This window comes from Corallococcus carmarthensis, assembly GCF_003611695.1.
Taxonomy (GTDB): domain Bacteria; phylum Myxococcota; class Myxococcia; order Myxococcales; family Myxococcaceae; genus Corallococcus; species Corallococcus carmarthensis.
Map to the genome: position 1 here is coordinate 27,718 of NZ_RAWE01000064.1, position 17,037 is coordinate 44,754.

At 70.9% G+C, this 17,037-nt stretch carries 10 protein-coding genes; 3 read left to right on the top strand and 7 right to left on the bottom strand.

Annotation, left to right across the window (positions count from 1 at the left end; all coding sequences use genetic code 11):
- The first annotated feature begins 25 nt into the window (after nt 1–25).
- A complete protein-coding gene (locus tag D7X32_RS18970) occupies nt 26–1,648 on the top strand; it encodes a serine/threonine protein kinase (protein ID WP_120603971.1) in 1,623 nt (540 codons plus the stop codon).
- A 168-nt stretch (nt 1,649–1,816) separates the two neighbouring features.
- Here the strand turns inward: D7X32_RS18970 and D7X32_RS18975 are convergent, their stop codons facing one another.
- From D7X32_RS18975 to treZ, 4 genes are all read right to left on the bottom strand, one after another.
- Nucleotides 1,817–2,236, bottom strand: a complete 420-nt coding sequence (locus D7X32_RS18975) for a VOC family protein (RefSeq protein ID WP_120603972.1) — start codon at nt 2,234–2,236, stop codon at nt 1,817–1,819.
- Nucleotides 2,237–2,303: 67 nt separating this feature from the next.
- The gene (locus D7X32_RS18980; protein ID WP_120603973.1) at nt 2,304–3,734 is read right to left on the bottom strand and encodes a M20 family metallopeptidase; all 1,431 of its coding nucleotides are present in this window, start codon (nt 3,732–3,734) and stop codon (nt 2,304–2,306) included.
- Nucleotides 3,735–3,887: 153 nt separating this feature from the next.
- Nucleotides 3,888–5,165 (bottom strand): discoidin domain-containing protein, encoded by a 1,278-nt coding sequence (locus D7X32_RS18985; protein WP_120603974.1) that lies wholly within the window; start codon nt 5,163–5,165, stop codon nt 3,888–3,890.
- A 227-nt stretch (nt 5,166–5,392) separates the two neighbouring features.
- Nucleotides 5,393–7,240 carry a malto-oligosyltrehalose trehalohydrolase gene (treZ, locus tag D7X32_RS18990; protein WP_120603975.1) on the bottom strand — a complete coding sequence of 616 codons (1,848 nt, stop codon included), beginning with the start codon at nt 7,238–7,240 and terminating at the stop codon, nt 5,393–5,395.
- A gap of 215 nt (nt 7,241–7,455) precedes the next feature.
- Here treZ and D7X32_RS18995 point away from each other — a divergent pair, with 215 nt between their 5' ends.
- Nucleotides 7,456–8,604, top strand: coding sequence for an AAA family ATPase (locus D7X32_RS18995; RefSeq protein WP_120603981.1), 1,149 nt, complete (start codon nt 7,456–7,458; stop codon nt 8,602–8,604).
- 131 nt (nt 8,605–8,735) lie between these two features.
- Nucleotides 8,736–9,113, top strand: coding sequence for a DUF5335 family protein (locus D7X32_RS19000; RefSeq protein WP_120603976.1), 378 nt, complete (start codon nt 8,736–8,738; stop codon nt 9,111–9,113).
- A 90-nt stretch (nt 9,114–9,203) separates the two neighbouring features.
- Here D7X32_RS19000 and D7X32_RS19005 read toward each other — a convergent pair whose 3' ends face one another.
- From D7X32_RS19005 to D7X32_RS19015, 3 genes are all read right to left on the bottom strand, one after another.
- Entirely contained in the window at nt 9,204–10,019 is an 816-nt protein-coding gene (locus tag D7X32_RS19005; RefSeq protein ID WP_120603977.1) for a matrixin family metalloprotease, read from the bottom strand.
- A gap of 317 nt (nt 10,020–10,336) precedes the next feature.
- Entirely contained in the window at nt 10,337–11,731 is a 1,395-nt protein-coding gene (locus D7X32_RS19010; protein WP_120603978.1) for an MBL fold metallo-hydrolase, read from the bottom strand.
- Nucleotides 11,732–12,088: 357 nt separating this feature from the next.
- Nucleotides 12,089–17,026, bottom strand: coding sequence for a DNA topoisomerase 3 (locus D7X32_RS19015; RefSeq protein ID WP_208752477.1), 4,938 nt, complete (start codon nt 17,024–17,026; stop codon nt 12,089–12,091).
- Between the last annotated feature and the right edge of the window lie 11 nt (nt 17,027–17,037).

A 17,037-nucleotide genomic window follows, 5' to 3' on the forward strand; every position in this document is an offset into this window, starting at 1 on the left:
AAGCGCGGTATCCTCCCGGACACCCATGGCGGTCGGTTTCGGGAAATACGAGCTGCTTCGAAAAATCGCGTCGGGCGGAATGGGACAGGTGTTCCTCGCCCGGGAGCACGGGACGGGCTTCGAGCGGCTGGTCGTCCTCAAGCTCATCTTGCCGCACCTCGCCGAGGACGAAGAGTTCCTGGAGATGTTCCTGGACGAGGCGCGGCTGGTGGCGCGGCTCTCCCACCCGAACCTCATCACCATCCTGGACCTCTCCGAGATTGAGGGCCGGCACTGCCTGGCCATGGAGTACGTGCAGGGCGAGGACGTGCGGCGCCTGGACCGCTTCGCACGCAAGCAGGAGCGCCCGCTGCCGGTGGGACTGGTGGTGCGCATCATCGCGGACGCGGCGGCGGGGTTGTCCTATGCGCACGGCGCGCGTGACGGGCACGGCCAGCCGCTGATGCTGGTGCACCGGGACGTGTCGCCGCAGAACGTGCTCGTCGGGTTCGACGGCGGCGTGAAGGTCATCGACTTCGGCGTGGCGAAGGCGGCCACCAGCGGGCAGCAGACGGCGACGGGCGTGCTCAAGGGCAAGTACCCGTACATGTCGCCGGAGCAGGCCAACGGGATGGCGGTGGACGGCCGGAGCGACCAGTTCGCGCTGGGCGTCGTGATGTGGGAGCTGCTCACGGGCAAGCGCCTCTTCAAGGGCGACACGGACCTGATGACGCTGCGGCTGGTGCGCGACTGCCAGGTGCCGCCGCCGTCGCAGCTCAACCCCAAGCTGCCGCCGGGCCTGGACGAGGTGGTGCTCAAGGCGCTCGCGCCCACGCCGGAGGGCCGCTATCCGGACTGCGCCGCGTTCCGGTTGGCGCTGGAGGACTGGGCGCTCAACCTGCGGCTGCCCTCCAGCAGCGCGCACCTGGCCGCGTACCTGCGGGAGCTGTACGCGGACCGCATCGCCACGGAAGCGGATCCGACGAAACTGGATCAGCTGGCGGAGGACGTGGACCTGGATTCGCAGTCCAACTCCTCGCGCGACGGGATGCCCACGTCGGGTGCGCGGGGGCAGGCCGGGTCGCGCGCGTCGAAGCTGGTGGGGCCCCCGTCCCGTCCGCCCACGCGCGTGGGGCCGGAGAAGACGCGGAACACCGCGGCGCTGGCGCCGGTACCTCCGAAGCGCCGTGCGTGGCTGCCCTTCGTGGTGGGTGGCGCGGCGCTGGTGATGGGCGGCGCGGCCGTGGTGCTGGTGCGCGGTGGCTCCGAGGCGGTGACGCCGCCCGTGGCCGTGGCCACGCGGCCCCCGGATGAGGTGCAGGGCCGCACGCCGGAGACGGCTTCGCGTCCCACTCCGACGGAGCCGCCCGCGCAGAACGCCGTGCCCCAGCCGGTGCGGCTGATGGTGACGAGCGAGCCGCCCGGCGCCACCGTGCAGGTGGCGGGCGAGGAGCGCGGCACCACGCCCGTGGCCGTGCCGCTGATGCCCGGGGAGCCGTCGGTGGCGGTGACGCTCGCGCTCAACGGCTATGAGCCGGTGACGCGGCAGGTGTCCGCGGCGGACGCGCCCGGGGTGGCCGTGGCGCTCCAGAAGCGGGCGGCACGGCCGGCGACCCCGCCGAAGAAGCCGCCGTCCGGGTCGTCGCTGGGCATCAAGACGGGGCGCTGAGGCGCCTCTCCGTGCCGCCGGTCCGGCGGACCGGTGGCGATGGGGTTGAGCAGGCCTGTGGACTTCGCCTGACGCGGTCCCGACCTGTCCGGCTGCCGGACAGGTTCGTGCGGTGCGCCGCTGACGGAGAGCCCCTCGGACGGGGCCTGTCCGCCCCCTGAAGCAACTTCAGGAGCGCCGCGCGCGCGACTCCGCCGACACCACGACGACGTAGCCGTCCGGGTCCTTCGCCCAGAACTCCCAGCGGCGCGAGTTCGGGTTCACGTGCGGCGCCTCCACGAACTCCACCTTCAGCGCCTGCGCCGCCTCCACGCACGCGTCGAAGTCCGTGGTCTCGAACCACAGCAGCACGCCATGGCCCCGCGGCGCCGAGTCCGGTCCCATCAGGTTCGGGTGCTCCTCCAGGTCCCACGCGTGGAGCTGGAGCACGAGCTCGCCGTTGTTCAACAGCATCTCGTACTCAGGCCCGCCGTGCCCGCTCTCGCAGCCGAGCACCGCCTGGTACCACCGGCTGCTCGCTTCGACGTCGCGCACCGCGATGAGGGGCTGCGCCCGGACGTGGCCTGTGCGGCGGGGCTTGCTCGGCATGGGACGCTCCGGGAGCCAGGCTCGGAGAAAGGCGGGGCCTCAGCGGCCCCGTCCTTTCGGTGAGGCACTACCGCTTGAAGTGATCCGCGACGACGCTCGCCACGGCGGCGGTGAGCTTCTTGCCCGTGGGGATGTGCAGGAACTCGTTGGGCCCGTGCGCGTTGCTGCCCGGCCCCAGCAGGCCGGTGATGAGGAACTGCGCCTCCGGGAAGCGCTCACCCAGCATGCCCATGAATGGGATGGTGCCACCCTCGCCCATCGCCATCGCGGGGTTGCCGAAGCAGGACTTGGACGCGGACTCCACCGCGCGCGACAGCCAGCCGGCCAGCGGCGGCGCGTCCCAGCCCACCGACGCCTTGTCCCCGTCGAACGTCACCTTCGCGCCGTACGGCGGATCCTTCTCCAGCGTCTCCTTCAACGCCTTCGCGGCCGCCTTGGGGTCCACGCGCGGCGGGATGCGCATGGACAGCTTCCACGTCGTGAAGGGGCGCAGCACGTTGCCCGCGCTCGCCAGCCCCGGCACGCCGTCCACGGCCGTCAACGCCAGCGCCGGACGCCAGGTGCGGTTGAGCACCAGCTCCGCGCCGTCCGTCGTCACCGGGTTCGCGCCCTCCACCCAGGGGAACTTCGTGTACAGCTCGTCGCCCAGCGTCTGGGCCGCGGCCTTCGCCTGCTCGCGCCGGCCCTCCGGAATCTCCGTGTGCAGCGCCTGGACCTTGATGTGGCCCGTGGCCTCATCCTCCACGCGCGACAGGAGCATCCGCATGATGCGCATGGAAGACGCCACCACGCCCGTCGCGTCGCCGGAGTGCACGCCCTCCGTGAGGATGTCCACGCGCAGGTTGCCGGCCACCATGCCGCGCAGGCTGGTGGTCATCCAGAGCTGGTCGTAGTTCGCGCAGCCCGAGTCCAGGCACACCACCAGCGACGGCTTGCCGATGCGCGGCGCCAGCGCCTCGATGTACGCGGGCAGGTCGTAGCTGCCGCTCTCCTCGCACGCCTCGATGATGATGGCGCACCGGGCGTGCGGCACGCCCTGCTCCTTGAGCAACCGCAGCGCGGACAGCGACGCGAACGCGGAGTAGCCGTCATCCGCGCCGCCGCGGCCGAAGAGCTTGTCGCCCTCGCGCACGGGGGTCCACGGCGTCAGGCCCTCGCGCCAGCCGGTCATCTCCGGCTGCTTGTCCAGGTGCCCGTACAAGAGCACGGTGTCCTCACCGCGCGTGCCCGGCACCTCCATGTAGATGACCGGCGTGCGCTCCTTGCCGTCCGCCGTCTTCAGCCGCACCACCTCCACCGTCAGCCCCGGCAGGTGCGCGGTCTGCGCGCGGCACCAGTCGGAGATGAGCTGCACGGCCTGCTCCATGTGGCCGGTCTTCACCCAGTCCGGATCGAACGCGGGCGACTTGTTGGGGATGCGGATGTAGCGCTCCAGCGCCGGGAGGATTTCCTGCTCCCAGATGCGCTCGGACGAGGCGAGGGCTTGGTCGACGTTCATGGCGGCGACATGCTGCCCAGCCCGGCGCCCTCTGTCGATGGAAAGCCCCACCTCCCGAGGGCCGGGACACCCCGTCCCGGGCCTCCCCGGCCGCCCGGCGCGCGGCCTGCCGTCCTGCGTCAGGCCGCGTGCGGGTCCGGTTTCACGCGGGGTTCAGGGCTGGATTTCGCGGACGCTCAGCCACTTGAAGTCCACGTCCGTCGCGTTGTCCCAGCGGAACACCGCGATGGGGCCGCCCCAGGTGATGGGCGCGGCCGGCACGGCGCCGCCGCAGTGCTGGGCGTCGCCGCCCCACTTGCCCGCGTCCGTGTAGTCGTAGGCCTTCTTCCACGTCACCTTGTCCGCGTTCTCGTTGACGTACAGCTCCAGCTTCACGGCCGTCTGGCCGCTGACGGTGACGTTGCGCATGACGGCCTTGAAGCCCACCCAGCGGCCCTTGAGCGCGGAGGTGGCCGTGACGTAGGGCGTCTGCTCGTAGGAGACGTGCCAGGTCTCCTTCTCCCAGCGCGCGCGGCCGTCGTAGTGCAGGCCGGCCTTGTAGCTGCTGCCCTCGCAGCCGGAGTGGTCGTCGTTGTGCTTCCCGCCGCGCGCGTACCAGGCGAAGTTGTCCTTCACGTCACCCACCGCGTTGACCTTCACGAAGCCGGTCATCTCGATGTTCTTCCAGTCGTTGGCCGCCTGCATGTAGCCGCGGCTCGCGAGCACGTCCCGGTCGTAGGTGGGAATCTTCCGGTCGTCGTAGCCCGTGGACGTGAAGACGCTCATCCGCACCGCCGAGTCCTTCATCTTCCAGGAGCCGTCGCTGTTGCGGGTGATGGGGTTCTGCGGGTCGAAGCGCGAGTCCGTCAGCGCGTTGTCCGCCAGCGTCCACGCCTCGCCCCCGGACTTCGAGGCGTAGAGCTGCGTCACGCCGAAGCGGTCCTTGCCCGCCGTCGGCGTGGCGGTGCCGGTGATGGCGGCCCACTCCGCGATGCTGGCCCAGGTGTTGACGGAGTTGCCGTTGACGGTGACGCGCACGTAGCGGGCGTTGCGCGCGGTGAAGCTGTAGCGCTCGAAGTTGGCCGTCGTACCGGACGACTTCGTGGAGACGGCGGTGGACCAGGTGGTGCCGTCCGTGGACGTGGCGAGCACGAACGTGTTCACGCGCGCGTTGCCCTGGTGCCAGGCGATGTCCACCGCGGACAGCGACTTCACGCTGCCCAGGTCGCCCCGCAGCCACTGCCCCACGCCGTCGCTGGACCAGCGCGTGGTGAGGTTGCCGTCGATGCTGGCGGACGGCAGGTTGCCGTCGTTCCCACTGGCGGTGACGGCGGTGAAGCCCGACGCGGCGAACGCCGGTGTTGCAACCCCGAGCAGCAGCAGCGCGCTCGTGGTGGTGACGTGACGCTTCCATCCCCCCCGGGACGACGGCGACGTATGGGATTGGGACAAGGTGCTTCCTCAGCGACAGGGCCGCGAGCCAGAGGAGATGACGGCTCACGGCACGTGGACCTGCTGGCGGCCGAGTACCGGCCCGCCCGCGAGGGCATTCCCTGTCGTTGCATGTTTCACGGACGGAGAAACGCGGCGGCCCGCCTCCCCTACTTCCGGGGTGACGGGCCGCGCGTGAAACAGTGTCTGCCTTTGCGTGCGAGATTGGGACTCGCCGTCTGGAATGACTACTCGCGCAGCTTCACCACCGCCGCGGAGGGGCCTTCCAGGCGCACGAGGTTGCCGGTGAGCGGGGACGCCTCCACGGTGCCGCCGTAGCGCGGGTTCTCACTCCACGCGACGATGCCCGCGCTCGCGTGCGAGGGCAGCGCGTGCACCAGCGTGCCCCGGAGGTTCACGATGACGAGCAGCGTGTCCCCTTCCGCGCGGCGCTCCAGCACGAACGCGTCCGGCCCCAACGCACGCGCGTCGTGCGTGCCCTGCCGGCTGGTGAGTACGGGCTCCGTGGCGCGCAGGCGCAAGAGCTCCTTGTAGAGCGTGTGCACGCCCGCGTGCTGCGCGTTGTCCAGCGCGTCCCAGTCCAGCGTGGAGCGGGTGAAGGTGTCGCGGTCCTGCGGGTCGGGCACCTCCTCGCCCTTGAAGCGGGAGAAGCCAGAGAACTCCTTGCGGCGCCCCTCGGTGACGAGCTTGCCCAGCTCCGCGTTGTGGTCCGTGAAGTAGAGGAACGGCGTGCGCGCGTTCCACTCCTGGCCCATGAAGAGCAGCGGCGTGAAGGGCGACAGGAGCAGCAGCGTGCTCATGGCGCGGTAGGCGGCCGGGGACACGTCCTCCGACAGGCGGTTGCCGAAGGGCCGGTTGCCCACCTGGTCGTGGTTCTGGATGCAGTGGACGAAGTGCCACGGCCCCAGTCCCTTCGGGTCCGTGCCGCGCGCGTGGCCCAGGTTCTTGGACTTCTGGCCCGTGTAGAACCAGCCCTGACGCAGCGTCGTGGCCAGGTCCTCCGCGCTGCCGGTGTAGTCCTGGTAGTAGCCCTCGTGGTCGCCCGCGAAGGCGCGCCGCAGCTGGTGGTGCAGGTCATCCGCCCAGACGCCATCCAGGCCGTACCCGCCCTCGGAGGCAGGCGTGACCAGCTTGCGCTCGTTGCGCTCGTCCTCCGCGATGACGACGACGCGGCGGCCGGAAGCAGAAGCGTGGGCGCGCTCGACGATTTCGGCGAGCAGGTGCGGCTGGCCGTCATCCACGAGCGCGTGCGCGGCGTCCAGGCGCAGACCGTCCGCGTGGTAGTCGCGGATCCACATCTCCACGTTGGAGAGCACCAGCGAGCGCACGAAGCGGCTGCCCTCGCTGTCGTAGTTCACCGCGTCGCCCCAGGGCGTGTGGTGCTTGCCGGTGAAGTAGTGCGGCGAGTACGCGCGCAGGTAGTTCCCGTCCGGTCCGAAGTGGTTGTAGACGGCGTCGATGAGCACCGCGAGCCCGTGCGCGTGCGCCGCGTCGATGAGCTTGCGCAGCCCCCTGGGGCCGCCGTAGGTGGCCTGCGGCGCGAAGAGGTCCACGCCGTCGTAGCCCCAGTTGCGGGCGCCTGGGAAGCTGGCCACGGGCAACAGCTCCAGCGTGTTCACGCCCAGCTCGCGCAGGTGGGCGAGCTTCGGGATGAACGCCTCGAAGGTGCCCTCCGGCGTGGCGGTGCCCACGTGCACCTCGTAGATGACCATCGCCTGGGGATCCGGCCCCTTCCAGACCGAGTCCGTCCAGCCGTGGTCGGAGCTGACCACCTCCGACGGGCCGTGCACGCCCTTCGGCTGCGAGCGCGACCACGGGTCGGGGAATGGATCCGCGCCGTCCACGCTGAGCTTGTAGCGAGCGCCCTCGCCCAGGTCCGGCAGCGCGCCGCCGAAGCAGCCGTCCGCTTCCGGGGTGAGCGGCAGCTTGCGCAGGACGCGGTCCTCCGCGTCGTACAGGACCACGTCCACGCCCTCGTGGCCCGGCGCCCAGACGCGCCAGCGCACCGTGGAACCACCCTCCACCCACGCACCCAACCGGGGCGCCTGGGACCGTGCTTCAGTCGATTGAGCCATGTCGTGTCCCTGTTAATGCGCCAACGGGGACACGGGGAGCACCCCTTGCGACACCGGGGCACCGCTGTTCACGGGCCGACCTCTGGGGGCTCACGAGTGCGGACCGGCGGACGGAGGGCCGCAAGCCCTGGGGCCGCGAGGATGGCTTGTCGTGCCCGGGCACGTCCCGGATGATGGGGCGCCCCGCCGCGCCCGCCCTCCTGGAGCCCACCGCGATGTCTCCCCGTTCCGGCGTCGAACCCTCCGCCTTCCCCGAAGGCCCGCCCATCCAGGAGCGCGTGGCCGCGCTGGAGGTGCTGTCGCCGAAGGACATCGACGCGCGCCTGGGCGACCTGGGCTACCGGGGCCAGCCCGAGGCCCGCCGTGCCGCTTCCGTGCTCGCCTACCGCCACCTGCGCCGCATCCGCCGGCTGTACCTGGAAGGGCTGGAGCCGGAGCCCGGCACCCGCGAGAACGCCCTCTTCCTGGGCCCCACCGGCTCCGGCAAGACGTTCCTCGTGGAGCTGATGTTCCGCGAAATCCTGGGCGTGCCCACCGTGCTCGCGGACGCCACCCAGTTCTCCGAAACGGGCTACGTGGGTGACGACGTCAGCACCCTCTTGTCCCGCCTCTATGAAGCCGCGGAGCGCGACGCGGAGTGGGCCTCCTGCGGCGTCATCTGCATGGACGAGTTCGACAAGCTCGCCACCAGCCGCTCCGACAGCCGCTTCTCCGGCCAGCAGACCACCAAGGACGTGAGCGGCTTCGGCGTGCAGCGCAGCCTGCTGCACCTGCTGTCCGCGGCCCAGGCCACCTTCCCGCCGGACTTCGGCTTCACCAGCCGGATCCGCTCCGAATCCCTGGACATGGGCTGCGTCACCTTCATCGCCTGCGGCGCCTTCAGCGGCTTCCGGGGCACGGCGGAGACCATGTCCCACGTGGAGCGCGTGGGCTTTGGCCGCGAGCCCGGCAAGGGCGGCCAGAAGGACCTGGAGTCCATCGCCACGCGCATCACCGAGGAGCACCTGGAGAACACCACCGCGTTCTCCCGCTACGGCTTCATCCCGGAGCTCATTGGCCGCTTCAACCGGCTGGTGTCCTTCGCCCCGCTGGACGCGGCCACGCTGGGGGACATCCTCCAGGACAACGTGCTGCGCACCTGGGAGCGCGAGTTCGCCCACGAAGGACTCCAGCTCACCGTGGACCCCGCCGTGCGCGAGTGGATCGTCGCCCGGGCCATCAAGCGCGAGACGGGCGCCCGCGGCCTGCGCACCGCCCTGGCCCCCGTGCTGGAGCAGGCGGCCTACGAGCACTTCGGCCATGGGAAGGCCGCCACGGTGCGCCTGGTGCTGAAGGACGACGCCGTGCACGCCCTGCGCGACTGACGTGAGGGCAGCCGACGTGCCGGGGCCCGGTCCGCGGGGTCCCCGGAGCGTCGTTCAGCCGGGCCCGTCCTTCACCCGCGAGTCAGACGCCTTACGGTTGAGGCACACGACAGGCGCATGGAGGCGGCCCCATGGCACACATCACCGATCAAATCCCACGCGAGCAGTGGAAGAGTTACCTCGCGGGCATCACCAAGCAGGACGTCACCCAGTGGGTGCGCGTGGAATCCATCGACGCGGACTCGGGCGACCAACCCCTCGCGGACCGCCTGCCCCTGGTGGACATCACCCTGGAGACCAAGGGCAGCGACTCCGGCGCGGTGCAGATCATCGTGGGTCGCGACGACGAGCGCATCACCCACCGCATCCTCGAACCGGACCACCTCTACGCGGAGCGGGACGGACAGACGGGCGCGCTGGAGTGCCTGGAGATTGGCGAGCGCGGCGGCAAGACGCTCATCTTCTTCGAGCGCCCCAGCGAGGGCGAGGAGGTCTCCGCCCGCTTCTAGCGTCCGCGAGCCTTCTGGAAACGGCACGGGGCCAGCGGGAGCGTGAAGACGCTCCCACCAGCCCCTGCCCCCTCAAGGTTGACGCTCAGCTCACGGGTACAGCGCGCGGGCGCCCTGCTTGTCCAGGGTGGTCAGCACGAGGTCGCCGGTCTGGGTGCCGTTGCACTGCGGGTAGTGCATGACGGACGAGCGGTCGTAGGTGGTGGTCAGCGCGCGCCACTGGCTGTCCTCGTAGCAGCCGCTCGCGGTGGAGCGGGTGTGCTCGTGACGGAAGCCCAGCGTGTGGCCCAGCTCGTGGCGCAGCACGCCCGTGAGCGTCCAGGCGCCGAGGCTGCCGAAGGCGCTGCTGTCCACCAGCACGTTGCGGCCGGAGCGGGCGGAGTTCGGGAAGAACGCGCGCGCCACGTAGGACTGGCCGCTCACCGGGCGGATGTCGAACAGCACGCCCGTCTGGGACGCGGTGCAGGACGCGTCGTACTGGGACAGGTAGGTGAAGTTGACGCTCGCGGTGGCCTCCCAGGCCGCCGTCGCGCTCGCCATCGCGTTCACCATCTTCGTCTTGTTCGTGCCGAAGTTGTTGCTGATGCAGTAGGTCAGGTTCAGCTTCTGCGTGGCGCTCCACTTGATGTCGCCGCCGATGTAGTACACGGCCAGGCCGTCCTGCGACTTGCCCAGCTGGGACTCGACGACGTTGTGGAAGTAGGCCGCCAGCTCCTCTTCGGACTCCAGCGCCTCGTCACCGTTGACGATGATCTTCCCGCCCTCCCACGGCTCACGGTAGGCCTGGGCCTTGAACTCCTCCCACGTGGGCTTCACCTCGGACTCCGGGGCGGACTCGGGACCACCGCACGCGGAACCGAGCAGCGAAAGACCGGCCAGCATCGCAACAGAGCGGAACTTGAGCATCGGGGGACTCTTCCTGTGTTCTTCGAGGGATGCGCGGCCACCGCCTGGCCTTCCCGCCAGTCGCTGTCAGCCGCGCGCCGGGCCATTCAGCAACTGCCGGGCCAACGGCGCTCCCCAGGAGAAAAACAGGAAACGCGAGGATAGCTGGAGCGCTCCCGCACCAGCCCTCCCCGCGTCAACCGTCACTTCACGTGACACGGCCCCAGGTAAATACCTGGAAATGCAAAGGTTTCACCTGGGGCCTCTCCATGTCTGAGAAAGAGACAGCAAGGTGTCCTGATTCCGGTCAGGTCCTCGCCGGATTTTCCACGGAATTCCTAGAGGATGGCGCGGCGCATCTTCCAATAGGTCTCCTTGGCCATGCGGAAGGCGTTGGAGTTGGGGGGCAGCAGGGTGCGCAGCAGCTCCGCGGACTGAATCTGGAGGGGGCGCACGCAGTGGGCATCCAGCTGGTGGCGCAGGTAGCCCACCATGTCGCGGCTCTTGTACTCGTTGAAGTAGTTGCGCAGCTGCGCCTCCGTGCGGGCATGGCCGTTGTCCGCGTACTTGGCCACGTAGGGGCTGAAGTCCGGGTAGAGGCTGCCCTTGCCGAAGCCACCGTGCACGGTGGTCTTCATGAAGTTGCCGATGAGCAGGTCGTCGAACACCTGGTACTTCACGGCGGTCATCAGCGAGTTGCGGGGCGCCTCGAAGGTGATGCCCTTGTGGAAGCGGCGCTTGTTGAACTCGATGACGTGTTCCTGGCCGCCCACGCGGAAGCGCAGGAAGTCCATCACCGTGCCCAGGTGCTCGACGGCGCGGAAGTACTGCTCCAGCTGCTTCACCTCGTCCGCCTCCAGGCGCTCGCTCCAGTCGTCCCCGTACTCCTTGGGGTCCACCGGCTTGAGGAGGCGCTCCCTGGGGTTGATGGAGACGGAGGAGTCGTTGGTGAAGTCGTGGCGCAGGAAGGCCGGGAGCATCTCGCAGGAGTTGGAGGCGAAGCCCCGCGCGTAGTCCGGCAGCGTGGTGGTGTACTCGGAGCACCAGACGCTGTCGGCGCGCTGGTACTTGTGCATGGAGCTGAAGGGGACGAAGTAGCGGACGCCGTACGTCTCCGCCATGCGCGCGATGGTCTGTCCCACGGGCGTCTTCGCCGCCGCGTACGGGAGGATGCGGTTCCCGTCCTCGGTGAAGAAGTTCATCATGTCCGCGTCGCCGTAGCCGGACAGGGCCAGCAGGTACGTCTCGCTGTACTCCTTGATGACCCGGCGCACGAAGCGGCCCTGGCCGCGGTCACCGGCGTCGTTGAGGTTGACGATGAGCCGGCCGCCCACCTCCACCAGCAGCACCGCGTCCTGGTTCACGTCCGGCAGGCACAGCACGCGGATGCGCGGTGACAGCCGCGTCCACTCGCGGTCCGCCAGCACCTGGACGCGGAAGCCCGCCTCGCGCAGGTCGTCGCGCATGCGGTGGCCCACGTGGTTGGGGATGAGCAGGGTGCGCGTGCGCAGCTTCTCCAGCGACGCCATGCTCAGGTGGTCCGGGTGGCCGTGCGACAGCCACACGTAGGGGCAGTCCAGGATGGCCTGGCGTTGCGCGTCCGGAATCTCGTGGGACAGCGTCCAGCTGCCGAAGTACGCGTCTCCGTCCGTCCACGGATCCGTCACCAGCACTGGCCCGTTGTCGTGGCAGATGAGTGTGGCGTTGCCAATCGTTTCGAATCCCAGCTCCATCTTGCGCGCCCCCTTGAACCCCCACGCCGCTCCGATTGCGCGTGTGGTTGAGAAGGTGGCACCCGGACTTCTGCCTACAAGCTTGGGAAACAAGCTTCACGCCCGGCCGCCCGCCCTCCGCGCCTGCGGCCCAGGAAAGGGATTTCCCTTGTCAGGCGGTTCGCGGCGGGCGGCACGTCCCACGCCGGGGCCTTGCAGAGGAAGGAGATGCCCACGCCGGGCCGGCCATGGGGGTGCACGGCGCGGCGAGGAGCCACGCTGACACCGGGCGTCGCAGCCAGGAGCACGGAGCGCCCCTCTGGACCTTGATCCACCGGTCCCTGCCCGCCGTGAGACACGCGGCCAGGGAGGCCGCTGTCAGCGTCGGCGGGACACGAGCGAGAGGATCTGCGGGCCGTAGCGCTCCGTGAGCGCGGGGCCCACGCCGTGGATGGACATCAATTCCGCGCCGCTGGAGGGCCGCGCGCTGGCGATGGCATCCAGCACGCGGTCGGTGAGGATGCGGAAGGCGGGCACCTTGCGCTTGCGGGCCTCGGTGAGGCGCCACTCCTTGAGGGTCTCCACCAGGGCGGGCGACGCCGGTGGCGCCGAGAAGCCCGGCTCCGGCGGTGCGTTGCGGGACGCGTTCCAGGAGGCCCGGGGGGCCGGCGACGACTCCGGCGTGGCGCGCGCCCTCCAGCCGCTCCGGCCCGCGGGGGGCGCGTCCGTGGGGAAGGCCCGTGGGTTGGAGTCCGCGTCGTCGGAGGCGCCGCGCGGGGCCCAGGACTCAGTGGCGCCCCGGCGGGCCTTGCCGCGGCCCCGGGGCGAGGCCTCCGCGCTGGCCGCGCGCTTGCGGGTCGTGCGCTTCGTGCCGCCGGCGGCCGTGCGGCCCTTGCGCTTCTTGGAGGGCACCTCGCGCGCCTGCGGCAGCACCACCTGTCCGGGGGCGATGACGCGCGCGCGGCGGCCCGTGTCCGTCAGGGACAGCCGCTGGAAGAGGATGACCTGGCCATCCTTGTCGAAGGAGTCCGAGTCCAGGCGCAACAGCCCCGCGCGCACCAATCCGCCCACGAGCCGTTCGAAGTCGCGGCGGTGGAGCTGTTCTCCGAAGAGCTCCCGGTGGAGCCGTCCGGTGGCCTGGCCATCGCGGGCATGCAGCGCTTCCAGGATGCGGCCCAGCGCGTGCGCCTCCATGGCGGAGGGCTCCTCGAAGCGGACGACCTCGCACGATTCGGGCGCGCACACGTCGCACAGGCCGCAGGCGGCGCCGGAGTCCTGCACGTCGCCGAAGTGCGCGACCAGGTGCCGCATGCGGCAGTCGTGCGCTTCCGCGTACCGGCCCATCTGTTCCAGGTGGAGCTGCTTGCGCTCGCGCTGCGCGATGTACGCCACGGCCCAGCCCGCGCGTCCGCGCCGCACGTCCTCGTCGGGCGTCATCTCCACGCCGCCGTGGATCCACAGCTGTTCCAGGGCCTTGTCGAAGATTTCCGGGTCGCCGCGCACGCGGGCCTGGATGGAGGCCTTGGGCTCCATTTCGTTGGAGGTGGCCTGGTAGATGCGTTCCAGGACGGAGGGGTCCGGGTAGTCGCGGCGGTGGAAGAACTCGTGGGTGCGCCGGTCCACGAAGGCGTGGAGCAGCACCGCGCGCGAGTCCTTGCCGTCGCGCCCCGCGCGCCCCAGCTCCTGGTAGTAGCCCTCCAGGCTGGCCGGCAGCGCCGCGTGGATGACGGTGCGCACGTCCGGCTTGTCGATGCCCATGCCGAACGCCGTCGTGGCGACGATGACCTCCAGGTGGCCCTTGAGGAACGCGGCCTGGATGCGGTCGCGCTCCGACGGCTGGAGGCCCGCGTGGTACGGCGCGGAGTGGAAGTCGTGCGCGAGCAGGTCCGCGTACTGCTCCGCGTGCTTGCGCGTGGACGCGTAGACGATGGCGGGCCGGTGCTCCGGGTTCTTGAGCAGCGACAGGATGGCGTCGCCGCGAGCGCCCGGGTTCAGCTCGCGCACTTCAATGGCGATGTTGGTGCGGCGGAAGCCGTGGATGAAGGTATGCGCGGCGCCGCCCCGGGAGCCGCGCAGGCCCAGCTGTTGGACGATGTCCTTCTGCACGTCCGGCGTGGCGGTGGCGGTGAGGGCCACCACGGGCGCGGGACGCAACAGCGGCATGCGCGAACCCAGCAGCCGGTAGTCGGGACGGAAGTCGTGGCCCCACTGCGAGATGCAGTGCGCTTCATCAATGGCGATGAGCGAGGGCGTGCGGCGGGCCAGCAGCTCCACGAAGCCGGGGACGCCCAGGCGTTCGGGCGCGATGAAGAGGAAGTCCAGGCGGCCTTCCAGGTATTCGGCGCAGACCTGCCGGGAGGTGGCCCGGTCGCGGCCGGAGTGGATGCGGTCCGCGGCGAAGCCCAACGACTGGAGCCGCAGCACCTGGTCCTCCATCAGCGCGATGAGCGGGCTGACGACGACGGTGGTGCCCGCGCGAGCGAGCCCCGGGAGCTGGTAGCAGAGCGACTTGCCCGCGCCCGTGGGCATCACCAGCAGCAGGTCCTCACCGGACGTGGCCGCGCGGCAGACCTCTTCCTGATACGGGCGGAAGTCAGGGAAGCCGAAGGCCTCCTTGAGGAGCCCCCGCAGCTTGTCCGGGGGCGTGGGCGCGCGATGCACGCGCTCCGGCCGGCCACTGCCCATGTCCACGCCCTGGGGCTGGCGTTTGGCCCGGCCGAAGCCCTCGGAGGAGGCCTGCACGAAGGCGGTGCGCACCTCCGCGGAGGGAATCGTGGGAGGCAGGTCCTGGACGCGGAGCGGCGCGGCCCGGGCGGTGCGCCCTGCGGCCGTACCCATCCCGCCGCCCACGGCACCGAGGGGGCCGTGAGCCGGAGCGCCTGACGCGAACCGAGCGGCGCCTGCGTGGCCGTCGGAGCCACTGTAGGAACCGTGGGTGGAAGCCCCCGCGTGCCGTGCATCACCCAGGGGGACAGCGCTCCCCCCGTAGGCACCGCTGGCAGGGGCGCCTGTTGCCTGGCGTGCGCCGCCTGCCGCGCCGTGGCCGAACGCGCCTCCCGCGCGGGAGCCTTCTCCCCCCTGCGCCATGCTCGCGGAGGCACCGACCTCGTTGCGCGTGGCGTTGGCGCGGACCGCGCTCTGGACGGTGGCGGTCGCGGCCTCACGGGTCCGGAAGAGCTCCTCGGCGGGTCCCTGCGCGGGATGGGGCCGCGTGGCTTCAAAGCGCGCGGGCGCGGAGCCGTTCCGGCTCCCCGGTCCAGCCTGTGCCGGCGTGGGTGGCAACGACGTGGGCGCCTGGCCCACGACCTCCCGCACATACGCCTCGATGCCACTCATGAACGCATTCAGCGCCCCCTGGCCGCGCTCGATGCGCTGGAGCCACGCTTCCCACTGCCCGGTCATCACGGGGGACTTCACGTCCGGGTGCACCACCCCGATGAGATGGATGCCCTTCTCCGTGGCCACCAGGCGCTTGCCTTCGCGGGTGAGATACTCGCGCTCTAGCAGCAGCTCGATGGTCGCGGCGCGCGTGGCGGGCGTGCCCAACCCCGTGTCGCGCATGGCGTCCACCAGCTCCTTCTCATCCAGGGTGCGCCCGGCCGACTCCATCGCCGTCAGGAGCGTCGCCTCCGTGAAGCGCGGCGGCGGACGCGTGCGCTTCTTCACCGCCTCCACGTCCTCCACCGTCTGCACCTGTCCCCGCGCGAGCCCCGGCGGCAGGTCCTGCGGCTCGTCGTCCGGTTCGTCCTCCTTGTCCTTGTCCGCCCCCTTCTTGCCCTCGGCCTTGAGGCGCGGCGCCTTCTGCCCGCCTCCCACGTCCAGGACCTTCCACCCGACCTTCTCCACCTGCGTGCCCGCGCTGTGGAAGCGGTCCACCACCGGCCCCGCGGCCCCCTTCGACGTCACCGCGGTGATGACCGTGGTCACCTTCCAGACGTGGTCCTCGTGCCACGCCTGGAGCAGGCGCCGGCACACCAGGTCGTAGAGGCGCTGCTCGTCCGGCGACAGCCGCACGCCGGACGCCGGCATGGGCGTGGGGATGATGGCGTGGTGGTCCGTCACCTTCGCGTCGTCCACGTAGCGCTTGCCCAGGGGACGCTCGCCCGTGCCCGGCGCCAGGTCCTCCTGGTACGGCGCCTGGATGGCGCGCACCACCTCCGGCAGCGTGTCCGCCACCGTCTCCGACAGGTGCCGGCTCGCCGTGCGCGGGTAGCTCAGGAGCTTGTGCTTCTCATAGAGCGCCTGCGCCACCTCCAGCGTGCGCTGTGCGCTGAAGCCGAACAGCCGGTTCGCGTGGCGCTGCAGCTCCGTGAGGTCGTAGAGCAGCGGCGGCGGCATCCGCTTCGTCTCCGCGTCCAGCGACTCCACCACCGCGCTGCCGCTGCGCACGCGGTCGATGACACGGCCCGCCTCCACGCCGTCCGCGTCCAGCCGGCGCGCCTCGCGCACGGAGTCGTAGCCCGGCGGAATCACCGGCTTGCCGTCCGGCCCCGAGCGGAACCACGTGCCCTGATACCGCGCCCCCGCGGGCACGCCCTTGCCCCGCGGCGCGAAGGTGGCCACGACCTCCAGGTAGTCCCGGGGCACGAAGTCGCGGATGGCCAGCTCGCGCTCCACCACCATGGCCAGCGTGGGCGTCTGCACGCGCCCCACGGACAGCATGCTGCCGTAGGTCCCGCTCGCCAGCGTGTAGAGGCGCGACAGGTTCATGCCCACGAGCCAGTCCGCGCGGCTGCGCCCCATGGCGGCGTCCGCCAGCGGCGCGTAGGCCTTGCCGTCCTTGAGGTGCTGGAAGCCGTCGCGGATGGCGCGCTCCGTGAGCGACGACACCCACAGCCGCCGCACCGGCTTGCGGCACCCGGCGGCGTCGTAGATGTACCGGAAGATGAGCTCGCCCTCGCGGCCCGCGTCCGTGGCGCACACCACCGAGGACACCTCCGGCGCGTTCATGACCCGGCGGACGACCTCGAACTGGGCCTTCGTCGAGTCCGACACCACCAGCGGCCAGTCCGCCGGAAGCATGGGCAGGTGCGAGCGGTGCCACTTCTTCCATTCGGGCCGGATCTCATGCGGCTGGGCCAGGCCCACCAGGTGCCCGATGGCCCACGTCACGACGTAGCCGTTGCCGCGCAGGCAGCCCTCGCCGCGCTCGGTGGCGCCCAGCACCCGGGCGATGTCGCGCGCCACGGCGGGCTTCTCCGCCACCACGGCCACGACAGAGCCCCGCCCACCGCGAGCCGGCCCACCGTCCACGCTCCCGTCCCGCGACACCGACCTGTCCCATCCGGGCGACTCGCCCATCTCATCCCACCTCATGGCCTGTCCCC